The 20,370-nt window shown below is 69.3% G+C and carries 15 protein-coding genes and 1 tRNA gene; 6 read left to right on the top strand and 10 right to left on the bottom strand.

The features are described from left to right. The 3 genes from SLNSH_RS03090 to SLNSH_RS03080 all read right to left on the bottom strand — a co-directional run bounded on the left by SLNSH_RS03090 (position 1) and on the right by SLNSH_RS03080 (position 3,005). Complete coding sequence (locus SLNSH_RS03090) at positions 1–888, bottom strand: branched-chain amino acid ABC transporter permease (protein ID WP_106335203.1); 888 nt, start codon at positions 886–888, stop codon at positions 1–3. Further along, a complete protein-coding gene (locus tag SLNSH_RS03085) occupies positions 888–2,054 on the bottom strand; it encodes an ABC transporter substrate-binding protein (protein WP_106335202.1) in 1,167 nt (388 codons plus the stop codon). The genes SLNSH_RS03090 and SLNSH_RS03085 overlap by 1 nt, the downstream gene beginning before the upstream one ends. A gap of 153 nt (positions 2,055–2,207) precedes the next feature. Further along, positions 2,208–3,005 carry an IclR family transcriptional regulator gene (locus SLNSH_RS03080; RefSeq protein WP_158266655.1) on the bottom strand — a complete coding sequence of 266 codons (798 nt, stop codon included), beginning with the start codon at positions 3,003–3,005 and terminating at the stop codon, positions 2,208–2,210. A gap of 152 nt (positions 3,006–3,157) precedes the next feature. Here SLNSH_RS03080 and SLNSH_RS03075 point away from each other — a divergent pair, with 152 nt between their 5' ends. Beyond that, the gene (locus SLNSH_RS03075; protein ID WP_210202474.1) at positions 3,158–4,768 is read left to right on the top strand and encodes an FAD-binding oxidoreductase; all 1,611 of its coding nucleotides are present in this window, start codon (positions 3,158–3,160) and stop codon (positions 4,766–4,768) included. 238 nt (positions 4,769–5,006) lie between these two features. Here SLNSH_RS03075 and SLNSH_RS03070 read toward each other — a convergent pair. Both SLNSH_RS03070 and SLNSH_RS03065 read right to left on the bottom strand, forming a co-directional pair. Then, a tRNA-Gln gene (locus tag SLNSH_RS03070) sits at positions 5,007–5,080 on the bottom strand. A gap of 421 nt (positions 5,081–5,501) precedes the next feature. After that, a complete protein-coding gene (locus SLNSH_RS03065) occupies positions 5,502–6,443 on the bottom strand; it encodes a DMT family transporter (RefSeq protein WP_106335200.1) in 942 nt (313 codons plus the stop codon). A gap of 313 nt (positions 6,444–6,756) precedes the next feature. On the opposite strand from SLNSH_RS03065, the gene SLNSH_RS03060 reads away from it, so the two are divergent. Genes SLNSH_RS03060 through SLNSH_RS03045 form a run of 4 tightly spaced genes read left to right on the top strand, consistent with a single transcriptional unit; the run spans position 6,757 to position 9,923 of the window. Further along, positions 6,757–7,302, top strand: coding sequence for an iron transporter (locus SLNSH_RS03060; RefSeq protein ID WP_106335424.1), 546 nt, complete (start codon positions 6,757–6,759; stop codon positions 7,300–7,302). Then, positions 7,302–7,649 (top strand): cupredoxin domain-containing protein, encoded by a 348-nt coding sequence (locus SLNSH_RS03055; protein WP_106335199.1) that lies wholly within the window; start codon positions 7,302–7,304, stop codon positions 7,647–7,649. The genes SLNSH_RS03060 and SLNSH_RS03055 overlap by 1 nt, the downstream gene beginning before the upstream one ends. A gap of 25 nt (positions 7,650–7,674) precedes the next feature. Beyond that, positions 7,675–8,532: an FTR1 family iron permease gene (locus SLNSH_RS03050; protein WP_106335198.1), complete on the top strand. Its 858-nt coding sequence runs from the start codon at positions 7,675–7,677 to the stop codon at positions 8,530–8,532. Next, a complete protein-coding gene (locus tag SLNSH_RS03045; RefSeq protein ID WP_106335197.1) occupies positions 8,490–9,923 on the top strand; it encodes a 4Fe-4S binding protein in 1,434 nt (477 codons plus the stop codon). Before SLNSH_RS03050 ends, SLNSH_RS03045 begins: the two co-directional genes overlap by 43 nt. A gap of 218 nt (positions 9,924–10,141) precedes the next feature. Here the strand turns inward: SLNSH_RS03045 and SLNSH_RS03040 are convergent, their stop codons facing one another. The 5 genes from SLNSH_RS03040 to SLNSH_RS03020 all read right to left on the bottom strand — a co-directional run bounded on the left by SLNSH_RS03040 (position 10,142) and on the right by SLNSH_RS03020 (position 15,460). Further along, positions 10,142–10,558: a hypothetical protein gene (locus SLNSH_RS03040; protein ID WP_106335196.1), complete on the bottom strand. Its 417-nt coding sequence runs from the start codon at positions 10,556–10,558 to the stop codon at positions 10,142–10,144. A 142-nt stretch (positions 10,559–10,700) separates the two neighbouring features. Continuing rightward, the gene (locus SLNSH_RS03035) at positions 10,701–11,102 is read right to left on the bottom strand and encodes a response regulator (protein WP_158266654.1); all 402 of its coding nucleotides are present in this window, start codon (positions 11,100–11,102) and stop codon (positions 10,701–10,703) included. Between the two features lie 144 nt (positions 11,103–11,246). Further along, a complete protein-coding gene (locus SLNSH_RS03030; protein WP_106335194.1) occupies positions 11,247–12,008 on the bottom strand; it encodes an ABC transporter permease in 762 nt (253 codons plus the stop codon). Continuing rightward, on the bottom strand, positions 12,005–12,931 hold the full coding sequence (locus SLNSH_RS03025; protein WP_106335193.1) for an ABC transporter ATP-binding protein: 927 nt from the start codon (positions 12,929–12,931) through the stop codon (positions 12,005–12,007). Before SLNSH_RS03025 ends, SLNSH_RS03030 begins: the two co-directional genes overlap by 4 nt. A gap of 129 nt (positions 12,932–13,060) precedes the next feature. Further along, positions 13,061–15,460, bottom strand: a complete 2,400-nt coding sequence (locus tag SLNSH_RS03020; RefSeq protein WP_196240206.1) for a transketolase — start codon at positions 15,458–15,460, stop codon at positions 13,061–13,063. A gap of 1,705 nt (positions 15,461–17,165) precedes the next feature. On the opposite strand from SLNSH_RS03020, the gene SLNSH_RS03010 reads away from it, so the two are divergent. Further along, positions 17,166–20,370 (top strand): AAA family ATPase (locus SLNSH_RS03010; RefSeq protein ID WP_106335191.1); only part of this gene is annotated, 3,205 nt, incomplete at its 3' end.

Below are 20,370 nucleotides of genomic sequence, written 5' to 3'. Positions count from 1 at the left end.
TCAGGCCCGCACGAAGTTGGCGCTGCCGAAAAGGCCGCGCGGGCGGGCGATCAGGAAGGCGAGCAGCAGCAGGTAGGTGAAGCCGTCACGGAAGCTGGTGGAGATGTACTGGGCGACGAAGACCTCGATGACGCCGAGGCAGATTCCGGCGATGGCGGTGCCGCGCACGTCGTCATAGCCGCCGACGACGACGGCGGCGAAGCCCTTCAGCATCAGGCCTTCGCCCAGCGTGAACGAGACGTTCGAGGTCGAGATGCCGCCGAGCACGCCGGCGAGGCCCGAGGTGGCGCCGGCCAGGAATGCGGTGAGCAGGATCACCATGCGGGCGTTGACGCCGCCGAGGGCCGCCGCGACCTCGTTCCAGCCGACGGCCCGCATGGCAGCGCCGATCCGGGTTTTCTGGATCAGCAGGTAGATGCCGACCGTGCAGACCAGCAGGGCCAGGATGGTGATGATCTGCATCTGCGGGACCCGCAGCGGTCCAAGCACGACCATCTGGTTGGGGTAGCTGGTCGCAGGAAAGGCGAGGCTTTGCTGGCCGGTGGCGAAGCCGGCCAGGCTGTCGAGGATGATCCAGAACGCGATGCTGGTGATCAGCGCGCCGAGCATGCCGGTCTTCTTGGCCCGGAGCGGCTGGAAGCCGATCTGGTCCACAACGACGGCCAGAAGGCCGCCTCCCACCACCCCCGCCGCGACCGCGACGGGGAAGGGGACGCCGAAACGATCGACGGCGTAGTAGCCGGCGATCGCGGCCCAGCTGGCGTACGTGCCGTGGGCGGCGTTGAGGATGCCGAGCGTCGAGAAGACCAGGCCGAAGCCGATCCCGAACAGGGCGTAGAGCGAGCCCAACGCCCAGCCGTTGATCAGCTGCTCGACGAACAGCTGCATCACTTGTTCTCCCAGCGCACGACCTTGCCGTCGGCCGTCCAGTTCGCGACCAGGGAGTTCTCGACCTCCGCCTGCCCGTTCACCATGGGCACGCCGCCGTAGACGTTGTGGTCGTTGGACTTGATCTGGCCGATGGCTGCGGCGAGGTCCTCGCGGGTGGGCTTGCCGTTGGTGTTCTTGAGGCCCTGGGCGATGTAGTAGAGCGCCGTATAGCCCTGTGCCGAATAGGTGTCCGGCGCTTCCCCGAACTTCTTGGTGTACCCCTCGATGAAGCTCTTCGCCTCCGGGGTGCTGGAGATCTCGGCCGCAAACAGGATGGGGAACGGAACGCCGGCGAGCGCCGGGCCGATCTTCTTGAAGACGGGGGCAGGGGAGATGACGTCGGACGCCGAGATCTTGCCCGCGTAGCCGCGGGCGCGCAGGGCGGCGATGATCCCGGCCGCGGGGGTCTGCGTGGTCCAGACCATGATCAGGTCGGGATTGGTGGCGATCGCCTGGGTGGCGGGCGCGGTGAAGTCGGTGTCGGCGGACAGAATGCTGACCACGCCGGCGGTCTTGGCCCCGGCCTCTTCCATCACCTTCTGGGCCGCCTTGAAGCGGTTCTGGAAGCCTTCGTTGTCGGCGTTGACGAAGTAGGTGACCGTCTTCGGCTTGAGCGTCTCGGCCAGCATCTTGGACATCTTCACCTCCTGCGGGCCCGGGAGGCCGACGATGGAGGTGACGTAGGGAGGCTGCGGCAGGCCGGGCAGCGTCGCCCCGTAGATCACCAGGGGCAGCTTGGCGTTGGTGGTGACAGGCTTCAGCGCGGCGGCGACCGGCGAGAGGATGCAGCACGTCACGGCGATGACGTTGCGGTCGGCCGAGAACTGCGTGAGAGCCTGCACGGCGCGGGCGGCGTCGGAGCCGCTCTCCTTTTCGCCGAGCTTGAGCTTTACGCCCTGGCCGATCCAGCCGCTGCCGTTGATCTCGTCGACCGCGAGTTGGGCCCCACGGTGATACGACACGCCGGCGGCGGCCAGCGGGCCGGTGTTCTCCGTGATGAAGCCGACGCCGTATTCGCCTGCGGCGGGCGCCGCCAGGGCGGGCCCCGCGAAGCCGGCGGCCAGGGCCGCTGCGCCGGCGACGACGCCACGCACGGCGCGCGCGGCCTTGGATATCCTGTTCATCGTTCCTCCCCCGTTCTTCGCGTGATCATTCGTGGATCAACGTCGTGCGCAGGTCGGCTCCTGGGCGGAGCCGCGGGCGCGTCTGGGCGGCCTCATGGGCCATCCCTCACGGTACGGGGCGCGCAGCCCCACTGTCAATCTGCAAACCACGTTTCATGGGGCGACACGCTCCCGCCGAACCGGGGTTCCGAGCCGTCGCTCGATGGCGGCCGCGGCGCGCTGGATCCGGGCGAGGTGGACGGGCCGGTTGCGCGAGACCATCTGGGGCGTCAGGCCGGCGATGCTGATCGCGCACACCACGTCGCCCTGCGGGCCGCGCACCGGCACGGCGAGCGCCGAGAGGCCCAGGGCCACGTCGTCCACGGCGAGCTCCCAGCCCCGCTCCCGGATCCTGGCGAGCGACTGGCGGAGCTCGTCGACGTTCGTAATGCTCTTGGGCGTGAGCTCCGTGGTGGGGCGCAGCAGGACGCGCTCGATCTCCTCCTCGGGCTGGAAGGCGAGCAGCAGCTTGGGCGCCCCGCCGCAGTTGTAGGGGAGGGCGCCGCCCACGGCCCACCAGTGGACCTCGATGCCCTTCATGTCGTGGATGCGGTCGAGGCAGACCACGTCGCCGCCGTCATAGACGGACAGGAAGGCGGTGCCGTGCAGTTCGCCCGCGAGATCGGTCAGGACAGGCTGCGCGATGCTGCGCAGGTCGCGCTCGTCGGCCACGTTGGCGACCAGGTCGCGCACGGCCCTGCCCAGGCGATAGTGCTGCGAGACGGGGTCCTGGGCGATGAAGCCGCTGTTCATCAGGGTCAGCAGCAGGCGGCGCGTGGTGCCCTTGTCGAGCCCGGTCGCATGGGTCACTTCGGCCAGCGACTGCACGCCCTTTCCCGCGAACGAGTTGAGCACCGCGAGGGCGCGCGTGACCGCCCTCACGTTCTGGGTGTTGCCTTCCGTCTCCGCCATCGACCTTTCCAGCATTGATGTTGCTTGAAGCATGCCATGTCATAGCGTGAAACGGAAGTCGAAAGTTGACACGCAGCCGTGGCGGGTGGTTCGATCGCCGGGAAGGGACAGGACGCCGTCCGCAAGATCCCGGCTCCAGCGAGGAACGCCCCATGACCCTCACGGATCACATCCGCGCCGACGACCTCATGGCGCTGGACGCGCTGCGCCGCGGCCTGGGAGAGGACCGCGTCCTCGCCGACGCCAAGACCCGGGAATACTACGCCAACGACATCTTCTGGCAGCCCGGGATCCCGCCGCTGGCGGTGGCGCTGCCCCAGACCGCGGCCGAGGCGGCCGCAGCCGTCAGGCTCGCCACGGAGCAGGGTTTCTCCGTGGTGCCGCGCGGGGGCGGCATGTCCTACACCAAGGGCTACCTGCCGGAGCGGGCCGATTCGGTCGTGATCGACCTTCGCAAGCTCGACCGCGTCGTCGAGGTGAACGCCGACGACCTCTACGTGACCGTGGAGGCGGGCTGCACCTGGGAGAAGCTGAACGCCGCGCTGGCGGACACCGGCCTGCGGACCGGCTACTGGGGCCCGCTCTCGGGCGTGAACGCCACCGTCGGCGGGGCGCTCTCCCAGAACAGCGCCTTCTTCGGCTCGGCCCTCAGCGGCACGGTCGCGGATTCGGTGCTCGGGGTCACCGTGGTCCTGGCGGATGGGACGCTGGTCACCACCGGGTCCGGCGGGCGCACGGGCGCCAAGCCCTTCACGCGGGAGGGTGGGCCTGACCTCACCGGGCTTTTCCTCGGCGACAACGGCGCATTCGGCGTGAAGGTCGCCGCCACCCTGCGCCTGTGGCCGCGGCCCGCCGAGGCGGGCTACCTGTCCTTCGGCTTCGGATCCATGCAGGCGATGGCGGCCGCCCAGGTCGAGATGGCGCGCACGAGGCTCGTGGCCGAGGGCTTCGGGATCGACCGCACCAAGGCGGAGCACTCCGCCAGCGTCAACCGGATATCCGACGGCCTGAAGGCCCTGGGCGCAGTGGCGAGCTCGGGGAAGTCGCTCCTCGAGGGCGTCAAGTCCGCGGCCGGGGTGGCGGCAGCGGGGGCGAACTTCCTCAAGGCGCACGCCTACACCCTCCACATCGTCACCGAGGCGACCGACGAGGCTCAGTTGCGCAAGGGACTGGCGACGCTCTCCGCCATCGGGCGGCGCCATGGCGTAGAGATCCAGAACAGCGTGCCGATGGTGATGCGCGCCAAGCCCTTCGGCCCCGTCCGGGGCATGTTGGGGCTGAATGGCGAGCGCTGGGTCCCGATCCACGCCGTGTTCCCGCTGGGCGAGGCGCAGCGCGTCGTGGACGCGAACGAGCGCTTCTTCGCCGAGCAGCGGCCCATCATGGAGCGGCACGGCATCGTCTATTCGGTCATGAGCATGACGGTCGGGGCGGAGTTCTTCCTGGAGCCGGCCTTCTACTGGCGCGACGAGATCACCCCGCTTCACGCGGCCAGCGTCGGCCATGAGGTGGTCAAGCCCTGGCTGGACCGCCCCGCCAACGAGGAGGCCCGGGCGGCGGTGGCGCAACTCCGCCGCGCCACCCAGGACCTCTACGTCAGCCTCGGAGGCGTCAGCTGGCAGGTGGCCCGGGATTATCCGTTCGCGAGCGTTCTGAAGCCGGAAACCCTGGCGCTGCTGCAGGCGCTCAAGCGGGCGGTCGACCCAAACGATCTCATGAATCCGGGATCGCTGGGCCTGCGCCGTGGCGGCGCCGCCGGTTGATCCAGGCGCTGCGCCGTCATCGCAGGGTGGCGAGGTACGCGGCGTTGTCACGGGCGTAAGCGTCGCTCAGCCTCATGTTGGGCATGGCGTTTCCCGGAACGACGGCCTGCGGATTCAGGCGATCAGCGTCGCCCCCTTCTTCGCGTCGCGGCGGCGACAATGGCGCGCCGCTCGCTATCTCGGCGTCATATGCTGGTTGTCTGTCGCCTGTCTGCGCTCATGGGCAGACGCCGGAAGTTGGCTGGGGGACCTGGATTCGAACCAAGATTAACGGAGTCAGAGTCCGCTGTTCTACCGTTGAACTATCCCCCAACGGGCTTCTGCGAAGGCCGCGGGCGCGGCGTCGAAGCGGGGGTGTGAATAGCGGAGGGGAGGGGGGTTTGCAACCCCCTTTGTGGGCCGATTTGGGCCGGATCGAGAGCTCCCCAGGCGCCTTGTGGCGCGTTCGCCCTGTGCTTCGGTCCGATCCTGCATCGAATAGCCCGCAATGGGCCATGGCGCCGCGCGAGGAATTGTCCGGTAAGCAAGATTCCAAAGCACTGGCCCCGCTCAGGGGCAGGGTCCCATCAGGAGCCAGGTTCAAGCCCCCCATGGCCAAGCGGCAGTGCGCCATCCCGAATCGGCGCGCCCTGGCGCGCACGTCACCGCCGCCAAGCTTCGAACGCGCGCGCTGGCCTTCGGCGAGGAAACGCGCCGCGAGCGCTCGGGATCACGCGGCTGGGCTCGCCTGCGGTCAGCGGCGCAGGACGAGCAGGTTCCCGGCCAGGGCCAGGACAAGGCCGAGGATGGCTGGCCACGTCCACTGGTAGCCCTCCAGCGCCGTCGAGATCAGCAGGGCGAAGACCGGGAACATCACGGTCGAGTAACCCGCCCGGGCCGCGCCGATGCGCCCCAGCAGCGTCAGGTAGGCGGCGAAGGCGGCCACGGACGAGACGACGGCCAGCCAGAACAGGCCGGCCAGGTAGCGGGGGGTGGCCTCGATCGCGAAGGCGTCGCCGCGCGCCGCCGCAAACAGGGCGAGCGCGACCGCGCCATACAGCATGCCCCAGGCGGCCGCCGGGATGACGCCGATCCCGCTGCGCTGGATCGCGGTGGAAAGCATGTTGCCGCTGCAGAACAGCAGGGTTCCGAGCACGCAGAAGCTGAAGCCGAGCGCGGCCGAGGCGTCGAAGGCGGCGCCGAACAGGCGGGGCGCGAACATCAGGAGCACCCCGCCGAGCCCGAGCGCGGCCCCCGCGGCGACCCGCGGCTCGATCCGTTGCCCGAGCAGCGGCCAGGCCAGCAGAAGATTGAACAGGGAGGCCGTGGAGAAGACCACGGCCAGCAACCCGGACGGGGTCGATAAACCACCGTAGTAGAAGCAGAGGAAATTGCAGCCGAAGATCAACAGTCCGAGCAGCGCGAAGCGGGCATGGGCCGCAAGCGGATAGGCCAGGCGGGCTCCTGACGCCGCCGCCCAGGCGAACATGATCGCGCTCGCCACCGCGAAACGCCACACGATGGAGACTTCCGGGGCCACCACGCCCAGCTGCCATTTGAGGGCGATCCAGCTGGTCGACCAGGCGAAGACCACGATGGCGTAGAGGCCCAGATCGGCCCCGCTCAGGCCGGGACGGGCGCGCGCCTGGGCTTGGGATGGGATGGACGAGGAAAGCGGGGGAGTCGCGGCTGTCATGGCGGCGAACCATACAGAGCAGGACGGACCGGCACAAAGCAGACCTGCTGATCACTGCCATCGCTTTTCTTGATCGCGTCTTGGCCGGACGCGGCGAGGACGCGCGGTCCGTCTTGCGGAACGGGGCCGATGAGGCCGGGTGGCCTACGTATCCAACCGGATCTTTTATCCGGAACATGATCCGCTCTACTTCAGAATGTCTCAAAACTGCTAGTTTGGAACGTTTTTAAAAAGAGATTTACTTGTTGACGCAGGGTGGGTGTCTTCGTAATTGGACCGCAATGCCTTCGGGGCGGACGTAGCGGAGCTGGTGATGCGGGTTGCAGTTGGATTGGCGGTCGGGCTCTCGGCCTTCGCGCTCGGGACCGCCCAGGCCAAGGAATATCCGATCGGCAAGCCGCAGTCGCAGGCCGGGATGGAGATCGGCGCGGTGTACCTGCAGCCGATCGAGATGGAGCCCGCCGGCATGATGCGGGACGCCAAGGACTCCGATGTCCATCTGGAGGCCGACATCAAGGCTGGCAAGGACAACAAGAACGGCTTCGCCCAGGGCGACTGGGTGCCCTCGCTTGGCGTCCACTACGAGCTGACCAAGGACGGGGACGCCCAGCCCATCTCTGGCGACTTCATGCCCATGGTCGCCAATGACGGCCCGCACTACGGCGACAACGTCAAGCTGAAGGGCCCGGGCAAGTACAAGCTGAAGCTCACGATCTCGCCGCCCGGCGAGGGCCCGGCCGCGCACGCCCATTTCGGCCGGCACGTCGACAAGGAGACGGGCGTGGGCGCGTGGTTCAAGCCTTTCACCGTCGAGTACGACTTCGTCTTCGCCGGCGTCGGAAAGAAGGGCGCCTACTGATGCGCGCTGGCCTGCTCTTCGCCGCCCCCCTGGCCGTCGCCCTGGCCCTCTCGGCGTTCGCGGCGCCGGCGCGGGCCGAGGATGACCCGACCTTCCGCATCGAGTTCAACGACGGAAAGGTTTCGCCGCAGCGGCTCGAGGTGCCGGCCGGCAAGCGCATCAAGCTCGACCTGTTCAACGTAGGCAAGACCCCGGCGGAGTTCGAAAGCAAGGAGCTCCGCAAGGAGAAGGTGCTTGCGCCGGGGTCCAACTCGACCCTGGTGATCCGGACGCTGGATCCCGGCCAGTACGACTTCTTCGATGATTTCCACCCGGACGCGCCTCCCGCCGTCCTGGTGGCCAAGTAAAGCCACGCCCAAGCAGACGACGCCCATGACAGCGCAGCTCGGAAACATCGTCTTCATCATCTGGCGCGAGAGCGTCGAGGCCCTGCTCGTGGTGGGCATCCTCAACGCCTGGCTCCAGCGGCAGACCGATCCGCTGACGTTCCTTCGGGCGCGCCGTTTCCTGTGGTCGGGCGTGGCCGCGGGCCTCGCCTTCGCGGTGGCCTTCGCGGCCCTGCTGATCGTGTTCGGCGACGCGCTGCCCGAGGAAGCCCAGCAGGCGTACCAGACCGCCACGGTGCTGATCGCGGCCGCGCTGATCGTCCAGATGGTGTTCTGGATGCGAAAGCACGGGCGCGACCTGAAGCGGAACCTGGAGAACGCGCTGGGCGCCGCGGCCGAGCGCTCGAGCTGGTGGGGCGTCTTCGTGCTGGCCCTCATCGCGGTGGCGCGCGAGGGAAGCGAAACGGCGGTCTTCCTCTACGGGACGCTGGTCTCGGGAGCGGGCGCCAGCTTCGCCGCCGACGCGCTCGCCATCTCGGCGGGTTTCGCCGCGGCGATCGCGAGCTACTGGGCGCTGCAGGTGGGCGGCAGGTTCGTGTCGTGGCGCGTGTTCTTCCGGGCGACGGAGATCATGCTCCTGTTCCTGGCCGCCTCGCTGGTGCTGACGGGCGTGGACAACCTCGCCGATCTCGGCGTGCTGCCTGACGCCGTGGGCCATCTCACGGCCAAGGTCTGGGACAGCTCTGCGCTGCTCTCCGACGGCGGGCCCATTGGCGGCCTCATCTCCGCCCTCACGGGGTACCGGGCCCGTCCGGCCCTGCTCGAAGTCCTGACCTACGCGGCGTACTGGATCCTGGTTCTATGGTTGCTCTCGTTCTCCCGGCCCGTCCGCAAGGCAGCCTGAACAAGGCTGAGCCGAAGCCGGTCGACCGGGCGCTCGCGAGCGTCGGCGACTGGCTGATGCGCCGCCAGAAGGCGATCCGGGCCGCCCAGTGGGGCGTCGTCGGAATCTACCTGTTCCTTCTGGTCGTCCCGGCGGCGCTGCCGCTGCCGGACCGCACGGCCCATATCTGGACCAACCTCGTCCTGTTCGCCCAGTTCGTGTTCTGGGGCGTCTGGTGGCCCTTCGTGCTGCTCAGCATGGTTCTGGTCGGCAGGCTGTGGTGCGGCGTGCTGTGCCCGGAGGGGTCCCTGTCGGAGACCGTGAGCCGCCATGGGCGGGGCCTCGCCGTTCCGCGCTGGATCAGCTGGAAGGGCTGGCCCTTCGTCGCCTTCGCGTGCACCACGATCTACGGGCAGATGGTGAGCGTCTACCAGTACGCCCTGCCGGCGCTGCTGGTGCTCGGCGGCTCCACGCTGGCGGCCGTCGCGGTCGGCGCTCTCTATGGGCGCGGCAAGCGCGTGTGGTGCCGTTATCTCTGCCCCGTGAACGGCGTGTTCAGCCTGCTCGCCAAGCTGGCCCCCGTGCATTTCCGCGTGGACACGGCGGCCTGGAACGCCTGGCCCAAGAACCCGGGGGCGCAGCCGGTCGTCAACTGCGCCCCCCTGGTCCCGATCAAGACCATGAAGGGCGCAAGCGGCTGCCACATGTGCGGCCGCTGCAGCAGCTACAAGGGCGCGATCACGCTCTCACGTCGGTCGCCCATGCACGAGATCATCCACGTGGCGGGCCTCGAGGCGAAGCCGTGGGAGACCGTGCTGATCGTGGTCGGCCTGATGGGCATCGCCTCCGGCGCGTTCCATTGGGCGTCCAGCGCGGTGTTCGTCCAGATCAAGCAGGCGCTGGCCGAGCAGCTGATCGGCTGGGGCTGGATGTGGCCGCTGGAGGCCACCATGCCGTGGTGGATCCTAACAAACGCGCCGGACCAGAACGACGTCATGACTGTGCTCGACGGCGCGGTGCTGATCGGCTTCATCCTGGGGACGGCCGCGCTGGTCGCAGCCGGCGCGTTCGGCGCGCTGGCGCTCGCGACCCGCATGCTGGGCGGCTGGTCGGCCCGGCGCTTCCACCATCTCGCCCAGGCGCTGATCCCCATCGCCGGGTGCGGCGTCTTCCTGGGCCTTTCGGCCCTCACGGTCACGATTCTGCGGGCGGACGGCTTCGAGCTTGGCTTCGTCGGCCCGCTGCGGGCGGCCCTCCTGGCGGGCGCCAGCCTGTGGTCTCTGACGCTCGCCTGGGGCATCGCCCGGCTGCAGCCCGTCGGAGCGGCTCGACGCTTCGCCGGCGTGGCGGCGGTGGGCGTGGCCGTCACGGTCGGGGCGGTCAGCTGGGGCTCGCTGTTCTGGAGCGTGTGAATCGGGCAGCCGAGGGCGCCCTTCCGGGTAGCCGGGCGGCGTGATGCCCCCTCGACATCACGCCGCCACGCGAAGGCCCCCCGACCTCCGCGCCGGCTCGGCGGCTTGCGCTCGCCGGGTCGTAGACGGACACCATCGGCGGCGCGGTTTCAATTGACATTTGCGCATTCGACAGAATGCGGATGACGTGTCCTGTGGAGCCGGGTTGCGGGCTTGGATCAGGCCAGGACGCAGCGGTTCAGCCGATGGATGATGGCCTCCGCGCGCTGCCGCAGCTCGGCCGCGGCGGCCTCCTGGCCCTCTGACGACAGCTGGCAGTCCTTCGCGGCGGCCGTCACCAGGCTCAGCGTAATAGGCAGGCCGCTCAGGCGCTCGACGAGCACCCCGAAGGCGGAGCGCTCCAGGTAGTCGGCCACCGCGACCCTCAGCTCGTCGTACTGGATGCCCGAGAACCGGTGCGTCGCGCCCTTGCACATGAGGGCGTTGAGGGCGGCGACGGCGGTCGTCAGCGTCTCCATCCGGGGACGTCGCTCCGGAGGCGTGTTCGTCTGGATGAGGTCGATGATTCGGTCCAGGTCTTCGGACAGACGCGTCACGGGGCTGGGCTGGGCGCGCCGAAGCGAGAGGAGAGCCATTCGAACCTCAGGTCGCAGGACAATCGGACAGGGGCGGGAGACGCCCCACTCGGGTGGCGGCCCGTAGTTTGAGGGCATTCAGCCCCCGCGGACACAGGCCAATCGAATAATCCGCCCGTCATCCTTTCGGTTGCAGTCCGGTCTAGAGCGAACGGCGGGCCGCCTTGCGGGCGAGCATGCCGGCCAGCGCCTGGGCGAAGGCGTCCGTGTCCAGCGGCTTGCCCCAGATGGGCACGGAGGCGTAGCGGTCCGGCAAAGTCGGGTTGGCGTAGCCGCTGGCGAACAGGAAAGGGGTCTGGCGCGCCCGCAACTCTTCCGCGAAGGGGAAGACGAGTTCGCCCGCGAGGTTGATGTCCAGGATGGCCATCGAGATGGGGCCGGGATCGCGTTCGAGCAGGGCCCGGGCGCCGCTGATGTCGCGCGCAGGGCCGATCACCTTGGCGCCGAGGTTCTCCAGCGCGCTCGCGAGGTCGAGCGCGACCAGGCGCTCGTCCTCGACCACCAGAATGCGATGGTTGTCCAGCCGCGGCTGCGCTGTCGCCATTGGGCCCCAGTCCCCTTGAGCGTGCGAGAACGCCATCCGTCGCACGAAGTTTCCTCGCCGTCCTTGCGCCTTTCAGCCGAGGCGCGTCGGGCCGGCTTCATTCCCTTGCCAGACTTTTGCGGCCCAAGGGAGGCGCGGAGGTTGCTAATTCTTCAGCTTGTAACCCGTGGCGAAGACGCGCCAGATCACGAGCAGGCACGCCGCCATGAAGGCCAGCGTCATCGCGAGGCTCACGCCCACATGCACGTCGGCCACGCCGAAGAAGCTCCAGCGGAAGCCGCTGACCAGGTAGACCACCGGGTTGAACAGCGTGAGCGTCCGCCAGAACGGGGGCAGCATGTCGATGGAGTAGAAGCTGCCGCCCAGGAAGGTGAGGGGCGTGATGATCATCATCGGCACCACCTGCAGCTTCTCGAAGCTGTCGGCCCAGACGCCGATGATGAAGCCGAACAGGCTGAAGGTGATGGAGGTCAGCAGCAGGAACGCCAGCATCCAGCCCGGGTGCTGGATGCCGTAGGGCACGAAGAGCCGCGCCGTGAGCAGGATGATGGCGCCCAGGATCACCGACTTGGTCGCCGCCGCGCCCACATAGCCCAGCACGATCTCCGCCGCTGAGACCGGCGCCGACAGCACCTCGTAGATCGTGCCCGAGAAGCGCGGCATGTAGATGCCGAAGGAGGCGTTGGAGAGGCTCTCCGTCAGGATGGAGAGCATCACCAGCCCCGGCACGATGAAGGCGCCGTAGCTGACGCCGTCGATCTCGGCCATGCGGGACCCGATCGCCGAGCCGAACACCACGAAATACAGCGAGGTGGAGAGCACCGGCGAGGCGATGCTCTGCATCAGCGTGCGCCAGGTGCGGGCCATCTCGAACAGGTAGATGGCGCGGATAGCGTAGCCGTTCATGGGCGTCCCCGCACCAGGCTGACGAAGATGTCCTCCAGCGAACTCTCGGAGGTCTGGAGGTCCTTGAAGTCGATGCCGCGCTCGGCCAGCCGGCGCAGCAGCTCGGCGACGCCGCCGTGGTCGGCCTGGGCGTCGAAGGTGTAGGTCAGCTCGCAGCCGTCGGCCGAGAGCTCCAGCGCGGGGTCGGCGAGGTCCGGCGGCAGCGCCGCCAGGGGCTCGCGCAGGTGGAGCGTCAGCTGCCGGCGCCCGAGCTTGCGCATCAGCGCGGCCTTCTCCTCCACGACGACGATCTCGCCCTGACGGATGACGCCGACGCGGTCGGCCATCTCCTCGGCTTCCTCGATGTAGTGCGTGGTGAGGATCACGGTCACGCCCGTCTCCTGCAGCCGGCGCACCATGTCCCACATGCTGCGGCGCAGCTCGACGTCCACGCCGGCCGTCGGTTCGTCCAGGAACAGCACCTGCGGCTCGTGCGAGAGCGCCTTGGCGATCATGACGCGGCGCTTCATGCCGCCGGAGAGCGCCATGATCTTGCTGTCGCGCTTCTCCCACAGCGACAGGTCGCGCAGCACCTTCTCGACCAGCGCCGGGTTATTGGGCTTGCCGAACAGCCCGCGGCTGAACGACACCGTGTTCCACACGGTCTCGAACATGTCCGTGGTCAGCTCCTGCGGCACGAGGCCGATCAGGGAGCGCGCCGCCCGGTAGTCGCGCACCACGTCGTGGCCGCCCACCTTCACCACGCCCCCCGTGGGGTTCACGATCCCGCACACGATGCTGATCAGGGTGGTCTTGCCCGCGCCGTTGGGGCCGAGCAGCGCAAAAATCTCGCCCCGGTTGATGGCGAGGTCCACGCCCTTCAGGGCCTGGAAGCCGCTGGCGTAGGTCTTCGTCAGGCCCTCGACGGCGATGATGGGGGACACGCAGGCTCCTCGGCAGGGCAGGCTTCGCTCGCGCCGGGAACATAGGGCAGGGCGACGCCCCTGGCGAGGCGCCGTCAACTTCACCCTTCCCAGCGTCGGGAGGGTGTCGCTTCACCCCTGGCCGGGCTTTTAAGGCAGCGCCTTGAGGTAACGCACCGTCCGCCCCGCGCTGACCGCCTGGGCGGCGTGGACGATGGCGTTGGCGTCGATGCCGTGGTGGCGGTAGAGGTCGGCGATCGTGCCCGTCTGGCCGAAATGCTCGACGCCCAGCGCCTTCACGCGGTGGCCCTGGACGCCGCCGATCCAGGCGAGCGTGGCCGGATGGCCGTCCAGAACCGTGACGATCCCGCAGTCGCGGGACAGCGGCGCCAGCAGGCGCTCGATGTGGCTCATGGCGCCATGGGTCCCGCGCTGGCGGGCGCGCTCGGCGGCCTGCCAGCCCGCGTTGAGCCGGTCAGCCGAGGTGATCGCCAGCAGGCCCACGTCGCGCCGGTCCTCGGCGAGCAGGCCCGTGGCGGCGATGGCCTCGGGGGCCACCGCGCCCTGGTAGGCGATCACCACGCTGGCGTTCGGGCCGGGCGGGCGCATCCAGTACGCTCCGTTCACCACGTCCCGCGCCAGGTCCGCCGTCATCTTGCGCAGCGGCTGCTCCAGGGGCCGGGTCGACAGGCGCAGGTAGACGGAGCCGCCCGTCTGGTCGCGCAGCCAGGTGGTCTCGTCCGGGTCGCCCTCGCCGTTGCGCTGCATGTAGTCGAAGCCGAATCGCATGATTTCGGCGAGCTCGTCCACGAAGGCGGGCTCGAAGGAGCACAGGCCGTCCTGCGCCATGCCGATCAGCGGCGTGCCGATGGACTGGTGCGCGCCGCCTTCCGGGGCGAGCGTCACGCCGGACGGCGTTGCCACCAGCATGAAGCGGGCGTCCTGGTAGCAGGCGTAGTTCAGCTGGTCGGCCGCGCGATAGATGAAGGGGTCGTAGACCGTGCCGATGGGCAGCAGGCGCACGCCGTTCACCGAATGCGACAGGCCCAGCGCCGAGAGCATGATCATCAGGTTCGATTCGGCGATGCCGAGCTCGAAATGCTGGCCCTTGGGCCCGAACTCCCAGCTATAGGTCGACGGGATGCGCTCGGCCTTGAAGGTGTCGGCCATGCTCTCTCGGGCGAAGAGCCCGCGCCGGTTCACCCATGGGCCGAGGTTGGTGGACACCGTCACGTCCGGCGCCGTGGTGACGATGCGCTCCGCCAGCGGGGTCTGCTCGCGCGCGATCTCGTTCAGGATCTGGCCGAAGCCCATCTGGGTCGACACCGGCTTGCCGCCCGGGGCCGGCGTCGCCAGCGCCTCCGGCACGGGCACCGCGGGGGCGGAGAGCCTGCGCGTCCCCTCGCTGAAGAACGGCGCCTGGGCGATGAAGGCCTCGAGTTCGGCCGCGGGCAGTCCGGCGGCCTCCCACTTGTCCCACTCGTGGCCGGGGCGCACGCCCATCTGCTTGCGGAAGCTCTCCATCTGGGCCGGGGTCATCAGGCCCGCGTGGTTGTCCTTGTGCCCGGCCAGCGGCAGCCCGTAGCCCTTGATGGTGTAGCAGATGAAGCAGGTGGGCCGGTCGTTCCGGGAGGCCTTCTCGAAGGCGTCCAGCAGGCTCGGCATGTCGTGGCCGCCGAGGTTCACCATCAGGGCCTGCAACTCGTCATCCGAGCGGCGCTCGACCAGCGCGGTCACGGGACCCTGGTCGCCGATCTCGTCGAGGAGCCGCTTGCGCCACGCCGCGCCGCCCTGGAACGTCAGGGCGGAATAGAGCTGGTTGGGGCAGCGCTCGATCCAGTCGCGCAGGGTGTCGCCGCCCGGCTCCGCGAAAGCCGCCTGCTGCAGCGAGCCATGGCGCAGAATCACGACGTCCCAGCCGAAGTTCTCGAAGATCTGCTCGAACTTCTGCCACAGGCCCTCGCGGACCACCGAATCAAGGGACTGGCGGTTGTAGTCCACCACCCACCAGCAGTTGCGCAGCCCCTGCTTCCAGCCCTCGATCAGGGCCTCGTAGATGTTGCCTTCGTCCATCTCGGCGTCGCCGATCAGGCTCACCATGCGGCCCTCGGGTCGGCCCTTCATCCAGCCATGGGCGGAGACGTAGTCCTGCACCAGCGCCGAGAAGAGCGTCTGGGCCACGCCCAGGCCCACCGAGCCGGTCGAGAAGTCGACGTCGTCCACGTCCTTTGTCCGGGACGGGTAGCTCTGCGCGCCCTTGTAGCTGCGGAAGTCCTCCAGCTTCTCGCGGGTCTGGTTGCCGGCGAGGTACTGGATGGCGTGGAAGATCGGCGAGGCGTGCGGCTTCACCGCCACCCGGTCCTGCGGCCGCAGGGCCGCGAAGTACAGCGCCGTCATGATGGCGCCCAGCGAGGCGGACGAGGCCTGGTGGCCTCCGACCTTCACCTCGTCCGCCGGGCGGACGTGGTTGGCATGGTGGATGGTCCACGCCGCGAGCCAGGACACGCGGCGCTCGAGTTCACGAAGGAGGGGAAGGCGGGGGTCGGTCATGCCCGCATTCAACGTGGCGCCGCTCGCGCTGGCAAGACGCTGAATGCGACTGAATGCGTCAACCGCCGACCTCCGGCGCATTGGCCGCCACGGCGTCTCAGCTTTCGCCTTCGACCAGCTACCCCCGTCCTTGCGAGGAGCGAAGCGACGAAGCAATCCAGGTGCATCTGCCCCCGGGGTTTGGCGCTTGGCCCCTGGATTGCTTCGCTGCGCTCGCAATGACGGAACGGCGGATGCCTCCCCCGGCAGCGTGGGAAATGACGCGCCGTCATCCCCGGCGGCCCGCGCAGCGGGCCGGGAAGGGGATCCAGGGCCACGCGCGCCGCCCCCCGCCGGTCTGCGCCCCTCTCGGAAGTCCGGCGCAAGACGTCGGGAACCCACCCGACCTCCTGGATCCCCTTCCCGGCGCTTCGCGCCGCCGGGGATGACGGCGGAGAGGTTCGTTTCCTCATCCGGCATGCCGGAGAGGGCAGGGATGAGTTCGGCCGCGAGCCGCCGCTGTCCTTGCGAGGAGCGAAGCGACGAAGCAATCCAGGGGCGGCTGCCCCCGGGGTTTGGCGCTTGGCCCCCTGGATTGCTTCGCTGCGCTCGCAATGACGGAATGGAAGATGCCCCCGGCAGCGTGGGAAATGACGCGCCGTCATCCCCGGCGGCCCGCGCAGCGGGCCGGGAAGGGGATCCAGGGCCGCGCGCGCCGAACCTCCCCGGACTGCGCCTCTCTCGGAAGTCAGGCGCAAGACGTCGAGAACCCACCCGACAACTCACCCAGTCCCCTGGATTCCCTTCCCGGCGCTTCGCGCCGCCGGGGATGACGGCGGAGAGGTTCGTTTCCTCCTCCGGCATGCTGGAGAGGGCAGGGATGAGTTCAGCCGCGAGCCACCCCCGTCCTTGCGAGGAGCGAAGCGACGAAGCAATCCAGGGGAAGGCCCCCGGGGTTTGGCACCTGGGCCCCTGGATTGCTTCGCTTCGCTCACAATGACGGAATGGAAGATGCCCCGGCGGCGGGGGAAAGTACGCGCCGTCATCCCCGGCGGCCCGCGCAGCGGGCCGGGAAGGGGATCCAGGGCCGCGCGCGCCGAACCTCCCCGGACTGCGCCCCTCTCGGAAGTCAGGCGCAAGACGTCGGGAACCCACCCGACAACTCACCCAGTCTCCTGGATCCGCTTCCCGGCGCTTCGCGCCGCCGGGGATGACGGCGGAGAGGTTCGTTTCATCTCCCACGCGCGTAGGAGAGGGAGGCGCCTAGCGCTTCTGGGGTTTGTGGCCGGACTGGCCGGCGTCGTGGTGCTTGTTGTGGCCGCGGTTTCCTGGTTCATGCCGCCGCCGCTCACGGGGAATTCGCTCTTGGCGAGCCTGGGGATGGCGCGCGGCGCGGATTTCGGCGCCGCTGGTGCGGGCGTCGCCCGGGCTGGCCATGTCCGCCCTTCCGTTCGAGAAGCCGAGGCTGTGCCTGGGTTGAACGCCCCTGGAGACCCTTCGTTCTCAGGTTTTCAGGCTGTCCGATGATGAATGCCACGTCACGCGATGTCTCGCGACGTCTAATGACGAGTGACCGCGGAGGGCCCGGAGCCGGTAGACTGCCTCAACTCACTGCAATCTCGAATTTTATTCGTACGACAACGTCGCGGCATGTGCGCATCCACGCTTGCGGGTCGCGCGCGCCTTGGGGCATCTTGGCGCCATTGTGGCCACGAGTGGCTCGGCCGTGTCAGAATTTCCGCAATCATTCGAGGAATGGCTGGCCGCCATAGGCCTGGCAGAGCTGGCGCCGGTGTTCGAGGCCCAGCACGTGGCCTTCGACACCTTGCCCGCCATCACCGAGGGCGACCTGAAGGAGCTTGGCCTCACGCTGGGCCAGCGCAAGCGGATGATGCGGGCCATCGCGGAGCGGACCGGCGGGGCGGCTGTGGCCAGCCACGCCCACGACACGGTCGAGGGCCTGGTCGAGCGCCGCCATCTCACCGTGATGTTCTGCGATCTCGTCGGCTCGACCCGCCTGTCGGACCGGCTCGAGACGGAAGACTACCTGGAGATCATCCAGAGCTACCGGGCCTTCTGCACGCAGGTGGTGCACCGCTACGAGGGCTTCGTCGCGCGCTTCATCGGCGACGGCATCCTCTGTTACTTCGGCTACCCGATCGGCCACGAGAACGACGCCGAACGCGCCGTGCGCGCCGCCATCGAGATCACGCGGGGGCTCGGCGACATCCGCACGCCGGACGGTTCCCGCATGCAGGCGCGGGTCGGCCTGACCACGGGCGTGGTGATCGTGGGCGACGTGTTCAGCCCGGGCGGACCCGAGCGCCAGGAGATCGTGGGGTCGACGCCCAACCTCGCGGCGCGCATCCACTCGGCGGCCGAGCCAGACGAGGTCCTGGTCGCGGAAAGCACCTACCGGCTCGTGCGCGGCCTGTTCGCCTGCGAATATCTGGGGCGCAGGACCTTCCGGGGCTTCTCGGCCGACACGGCGCTGTGGCGCGTGCACGGGGAACGGCGGATCACGAGTCGGTTCCGGGCGCGCCGGGGGCGCCACGCAGCGCCGCTCGTGAACCGGTTCTCCGAGGTGGAGGACATTCGGGAGCGGTGGAAGCGCGCCCTTGGGGGGCAGGGCGGCGCCGTCGCCGTGGTCGGTGAGGCGGGAATCGGCAAGTCCCGCCTGGTCGAGCATTTCGCCCAGACGGTGGAGGGGACGGAGGCCGTCGTGCACCGCTACACGGCGAGCCCCTTCGCCACCCACAGCCCGTTGCTGCCGCTGGTCGAATTCCTGACGCGCGCGTCCTCCATCCGGCGCGGGGACGACGTCGCGGTGCGCCGCCGGAAGCTGGAAGCCCTGGTCCACGGTGACGAGCAGGGCCGGCGTGCCGGCGCCGTCCTGCTGGCCGACCTCCTGTCGATCGACGTCGGCGAGCGGATCGGGCAGGACCTCACGCCGCGGCAGATCCGCGACCAGACCTTCGCGCTGCTCATCGCACAGTTGGAAGCCCGGGCGGCCGTGAACCCGGTGCTCATGCTGGTGGAGGACCTCCACTGGCTCGATCCGACCTCGCTCGAGCTTCTCGAACAGCTCATCCCGCGCCTCGCGGACAAGCGCATCCTCCTGGTCGTGACCTGCCGGGACGAGGATCAGTGCGGGTGGATCGAGCGCACGGGCATCCCCGTGTTGCGGCAGGGCCGGCTCGAACCGGAGCATGCGCGCGCGCTGATCCACACCGTGCTCGGCGACCGGCGCCTGGACCCGGCCTTCGAAGCGCAGATCGTCAGCAAGACGGATGGCATTCCGCTGTTTCTGGAGGAGTTCACCAGCACCGTGCTGGACGCGGTGCAGAGCTCCAGGGGCCTCGACCGCTTCGCCGTCCAGGCGATGCCGCCCATCCCGGAGTCGCTGCACGAGATCCTGGTGGCGCGCCTCGACCAGGCCGGGGACGGCAAGGACCTGGCCCAGATCGGCGCGGTCCTTGGGCGCTCTTTCGGGCGCAGGCTCCTGGAGGCGCTGACCGAAGGGGAGGGCGTCGACATCGAATCAGGCCTGCAGGCGCTGCTGGCCTCCGGCCTCGTCTACGAGGGCGTTGAGCAGGGGGAGCGCGTCTATCGCTTCAAGCATGCCCTCGTGCAGGACGCCGCTTACCGCACGCTGCTGCGCGACCGGCGCCGGCGCCTGCATGCGGCCGCGGCCGACGCCATCCTGCGGCTCTCGCCGGAGACCGCCCGCGAACAGCCCGAGATGCTGGGCCAGCACCAGATGGAGGCTGGGCGCTATGCGGAGGCGGTCGGCTACTGGCTGCGGGCGGGCGAACGCAACCTGCAGCGCTCGGCCCTTCCCGAAGCCGTCGGCCAGCTGCGGCGCTGCCTGGAGGCGCTGGACCGCTTGCCGCGAGAAGCGGAGCACCTGGAGCAGCGGCTGAGGGTTCTCGTGCTGCTGGGGCCGGCGCTGATTTCGCTGAAGGGGCCGGGATCGCGCGAGGTGGAGGAGATCTACGCCGCGGCCTACGACACCTGCCGCCTGTTGCCGGAGTCGCGCACCCACTATCCCGTGTATTGGGGCTGGTGGCGGATGTCGGAGGACTACCGCGACAAGACCCGCCGCTTCGAGGAGCTGCTGGGGCGGGCGCAGGAGCGACAGGACCCGGAGCTGCTGCTGCAGGCGCACCATTGCGGCTGGGGCAGCTATTTCGGCCTGGCGCAGTTCGGCGCCTGCTGCGAGCACATCGACAAGGGGCTCGCGATCTACGAGGCGGGCGATTTCCGCCATCACGCCACGCTCTACGGCAACCATGACGCGAAGGTTTGCGCGCTCGGCGAGCGGACGCTGGTCCATTGGCTGCAGGGCGCGCCCGAGCAGGCCGTGCTGCAGGAGCGGCGGGCCATGGCCTGGGCGGCCGAGCTCGGCCACGACGGGTCCTACAGCCACTGCATCGACATCGCCGTGATGCACAGCGCCTATCGGCGCGACATCCCGGCCGTGCGCGAGCGCGCCGCCACCATGCTGCGCCTGGCGGAGGAGAAGGGGTTCGCCGACCACCTGTCCAAGGGGCGCATCTTCCTGGGCTGGACCGCCGCGCTCGGCGGAGACCCGGCCGGCGGCCTCGCCATGCTGCGCGAGGGCCTCGCCCAGCAGAAGGACAGCGGCACGTCGGAGGATTTTCCGATCTACTACTGCATGCTCGCGGAGGCGCTGGCGCTCGCGGGCCGCGCGGACGAGGGCCTGCGCGAGCTGGAATACGTGCGCGACGCGTGCGAGGCCGCGGGCCTGCGCATCTGGATGCCCGACGTGCTGCGCGCGATCGGGGAGATGCGGGCGCTGGCGGGCGCGGGCCTGCGCGACGCGGAGGCGAGCCTGCGCGACGGGCTCGCGCTGGCGCAGGCCCAGGATGCGCGCGCGCTCGCGGTCAGGGGCGCGCTCAGCCTCGCGC

The organism is Alsobacter soli (assembly GCF_003004785.1).
In the GTDB taxonomy this organism is placed as follows: domain Bacteria; phylum Pseudomonadota; class Alphaproteobacteria; order Rhizobiales; family Beijerinckiaceae; genus Alsobacter; species Alsobacter soli.
The sequence above is the reverse complement of the archived record's forward strand: the minus strand, read 5'-3'. Positions and strand labels throughout refer to the sequence as shown.

Coding starts and splice junctions, on each gene's coding strand:
- SLNSH_RS03090 (WP_106335203.1), bottom strand. CDS start 888: ATGCAGCTGTTCGTCGAGCAGCTGATCAACGGCTGGGCGTTGGGCTCG.
- SLNSH_RS03085 (WP_106335202.1), bottom strand. CDS start 2,054: ATGAACAGGATATCCAAGGCCGCGCGCGCCGTGCGTGGCGTCGTCGCC.
- SLNSH_RS03080 (WP_158266655.1), bottom strand. CDS start 3,005: ATGGCGGAGACGGAAGGCAACACCCAGAACGTGAGGGCGGTCACGCGC.
- SLNSH_RS03075 (WP_210202474.1), top strand. CDS start 3,158: ATGACCCTCACGGATCACATCCGCGCCGACGACCTCATGGCGCTGGAC.
- SLNSH_RS03065 (WP_106335200.1), bottom strand. CDS start 6,443: ATGACAGCCGCGACTCCCCCGCTTTCCTCGTCCATCCCATCCCAAGCC.
- SLNSH_RS03060 (WP_106335424.1), top strand. CDS start 6,757: ATGCGGGTTGCAGTTGGATTGGCGGTCGGGCTCTCGGCCTTCGCGCTC.
- SLNSH_RS03055 (WP_106335199.1), top strand. CDS start 7,302: ATGCGCGCTGGCCTGCTCTTCGCCGCCCCCCTGGCCGTCGCCCTGGCC.
- SLNSH_RS03050 (WP_106335198.1), top strand. CDS start 7,675: ATGACAGCGCAGCTCGGAAACATCGTCTTCATCATCTGGCGCGAGAGC.
- SLNSH_RS03045 (WP_106335197.1), top strand. CDS start 8,490: ATGGTTGCTCTCGTTCTCCCGGCCCGTCCGCAAGGCAGCCTGAACAAG.
- SLNSH_RS03040 (WP_106335196.1), bottom strand. CDS start 10,558: ATGGCTCTCCTCTCGCTTCGGCGCGCCCAGCCCAGCCCCGTGACGCGT.
- SLNSH_RS03035 (WP_158266654.1), bottom strand. CDS start 11,102: ATGGCGACAGCGCAGCCGCGGCTGGACAACCATCGCATTCTGGTGGTC.
- SLNSH_RS03030 (WP_106335194.1), bottom strand. CDS start 12,008: ATGAACGGCTACGCTATCCGCGCCATCTACCTGTTCGAGATGGCCCGC.
- SLNSH_RS03020 (WP_196240206.1), bottom strand. CDS start 15,460: ATGACCGACCCCCGCCTTCCCCTCCTTCGTGAACTCGAGCGCCGCGTG.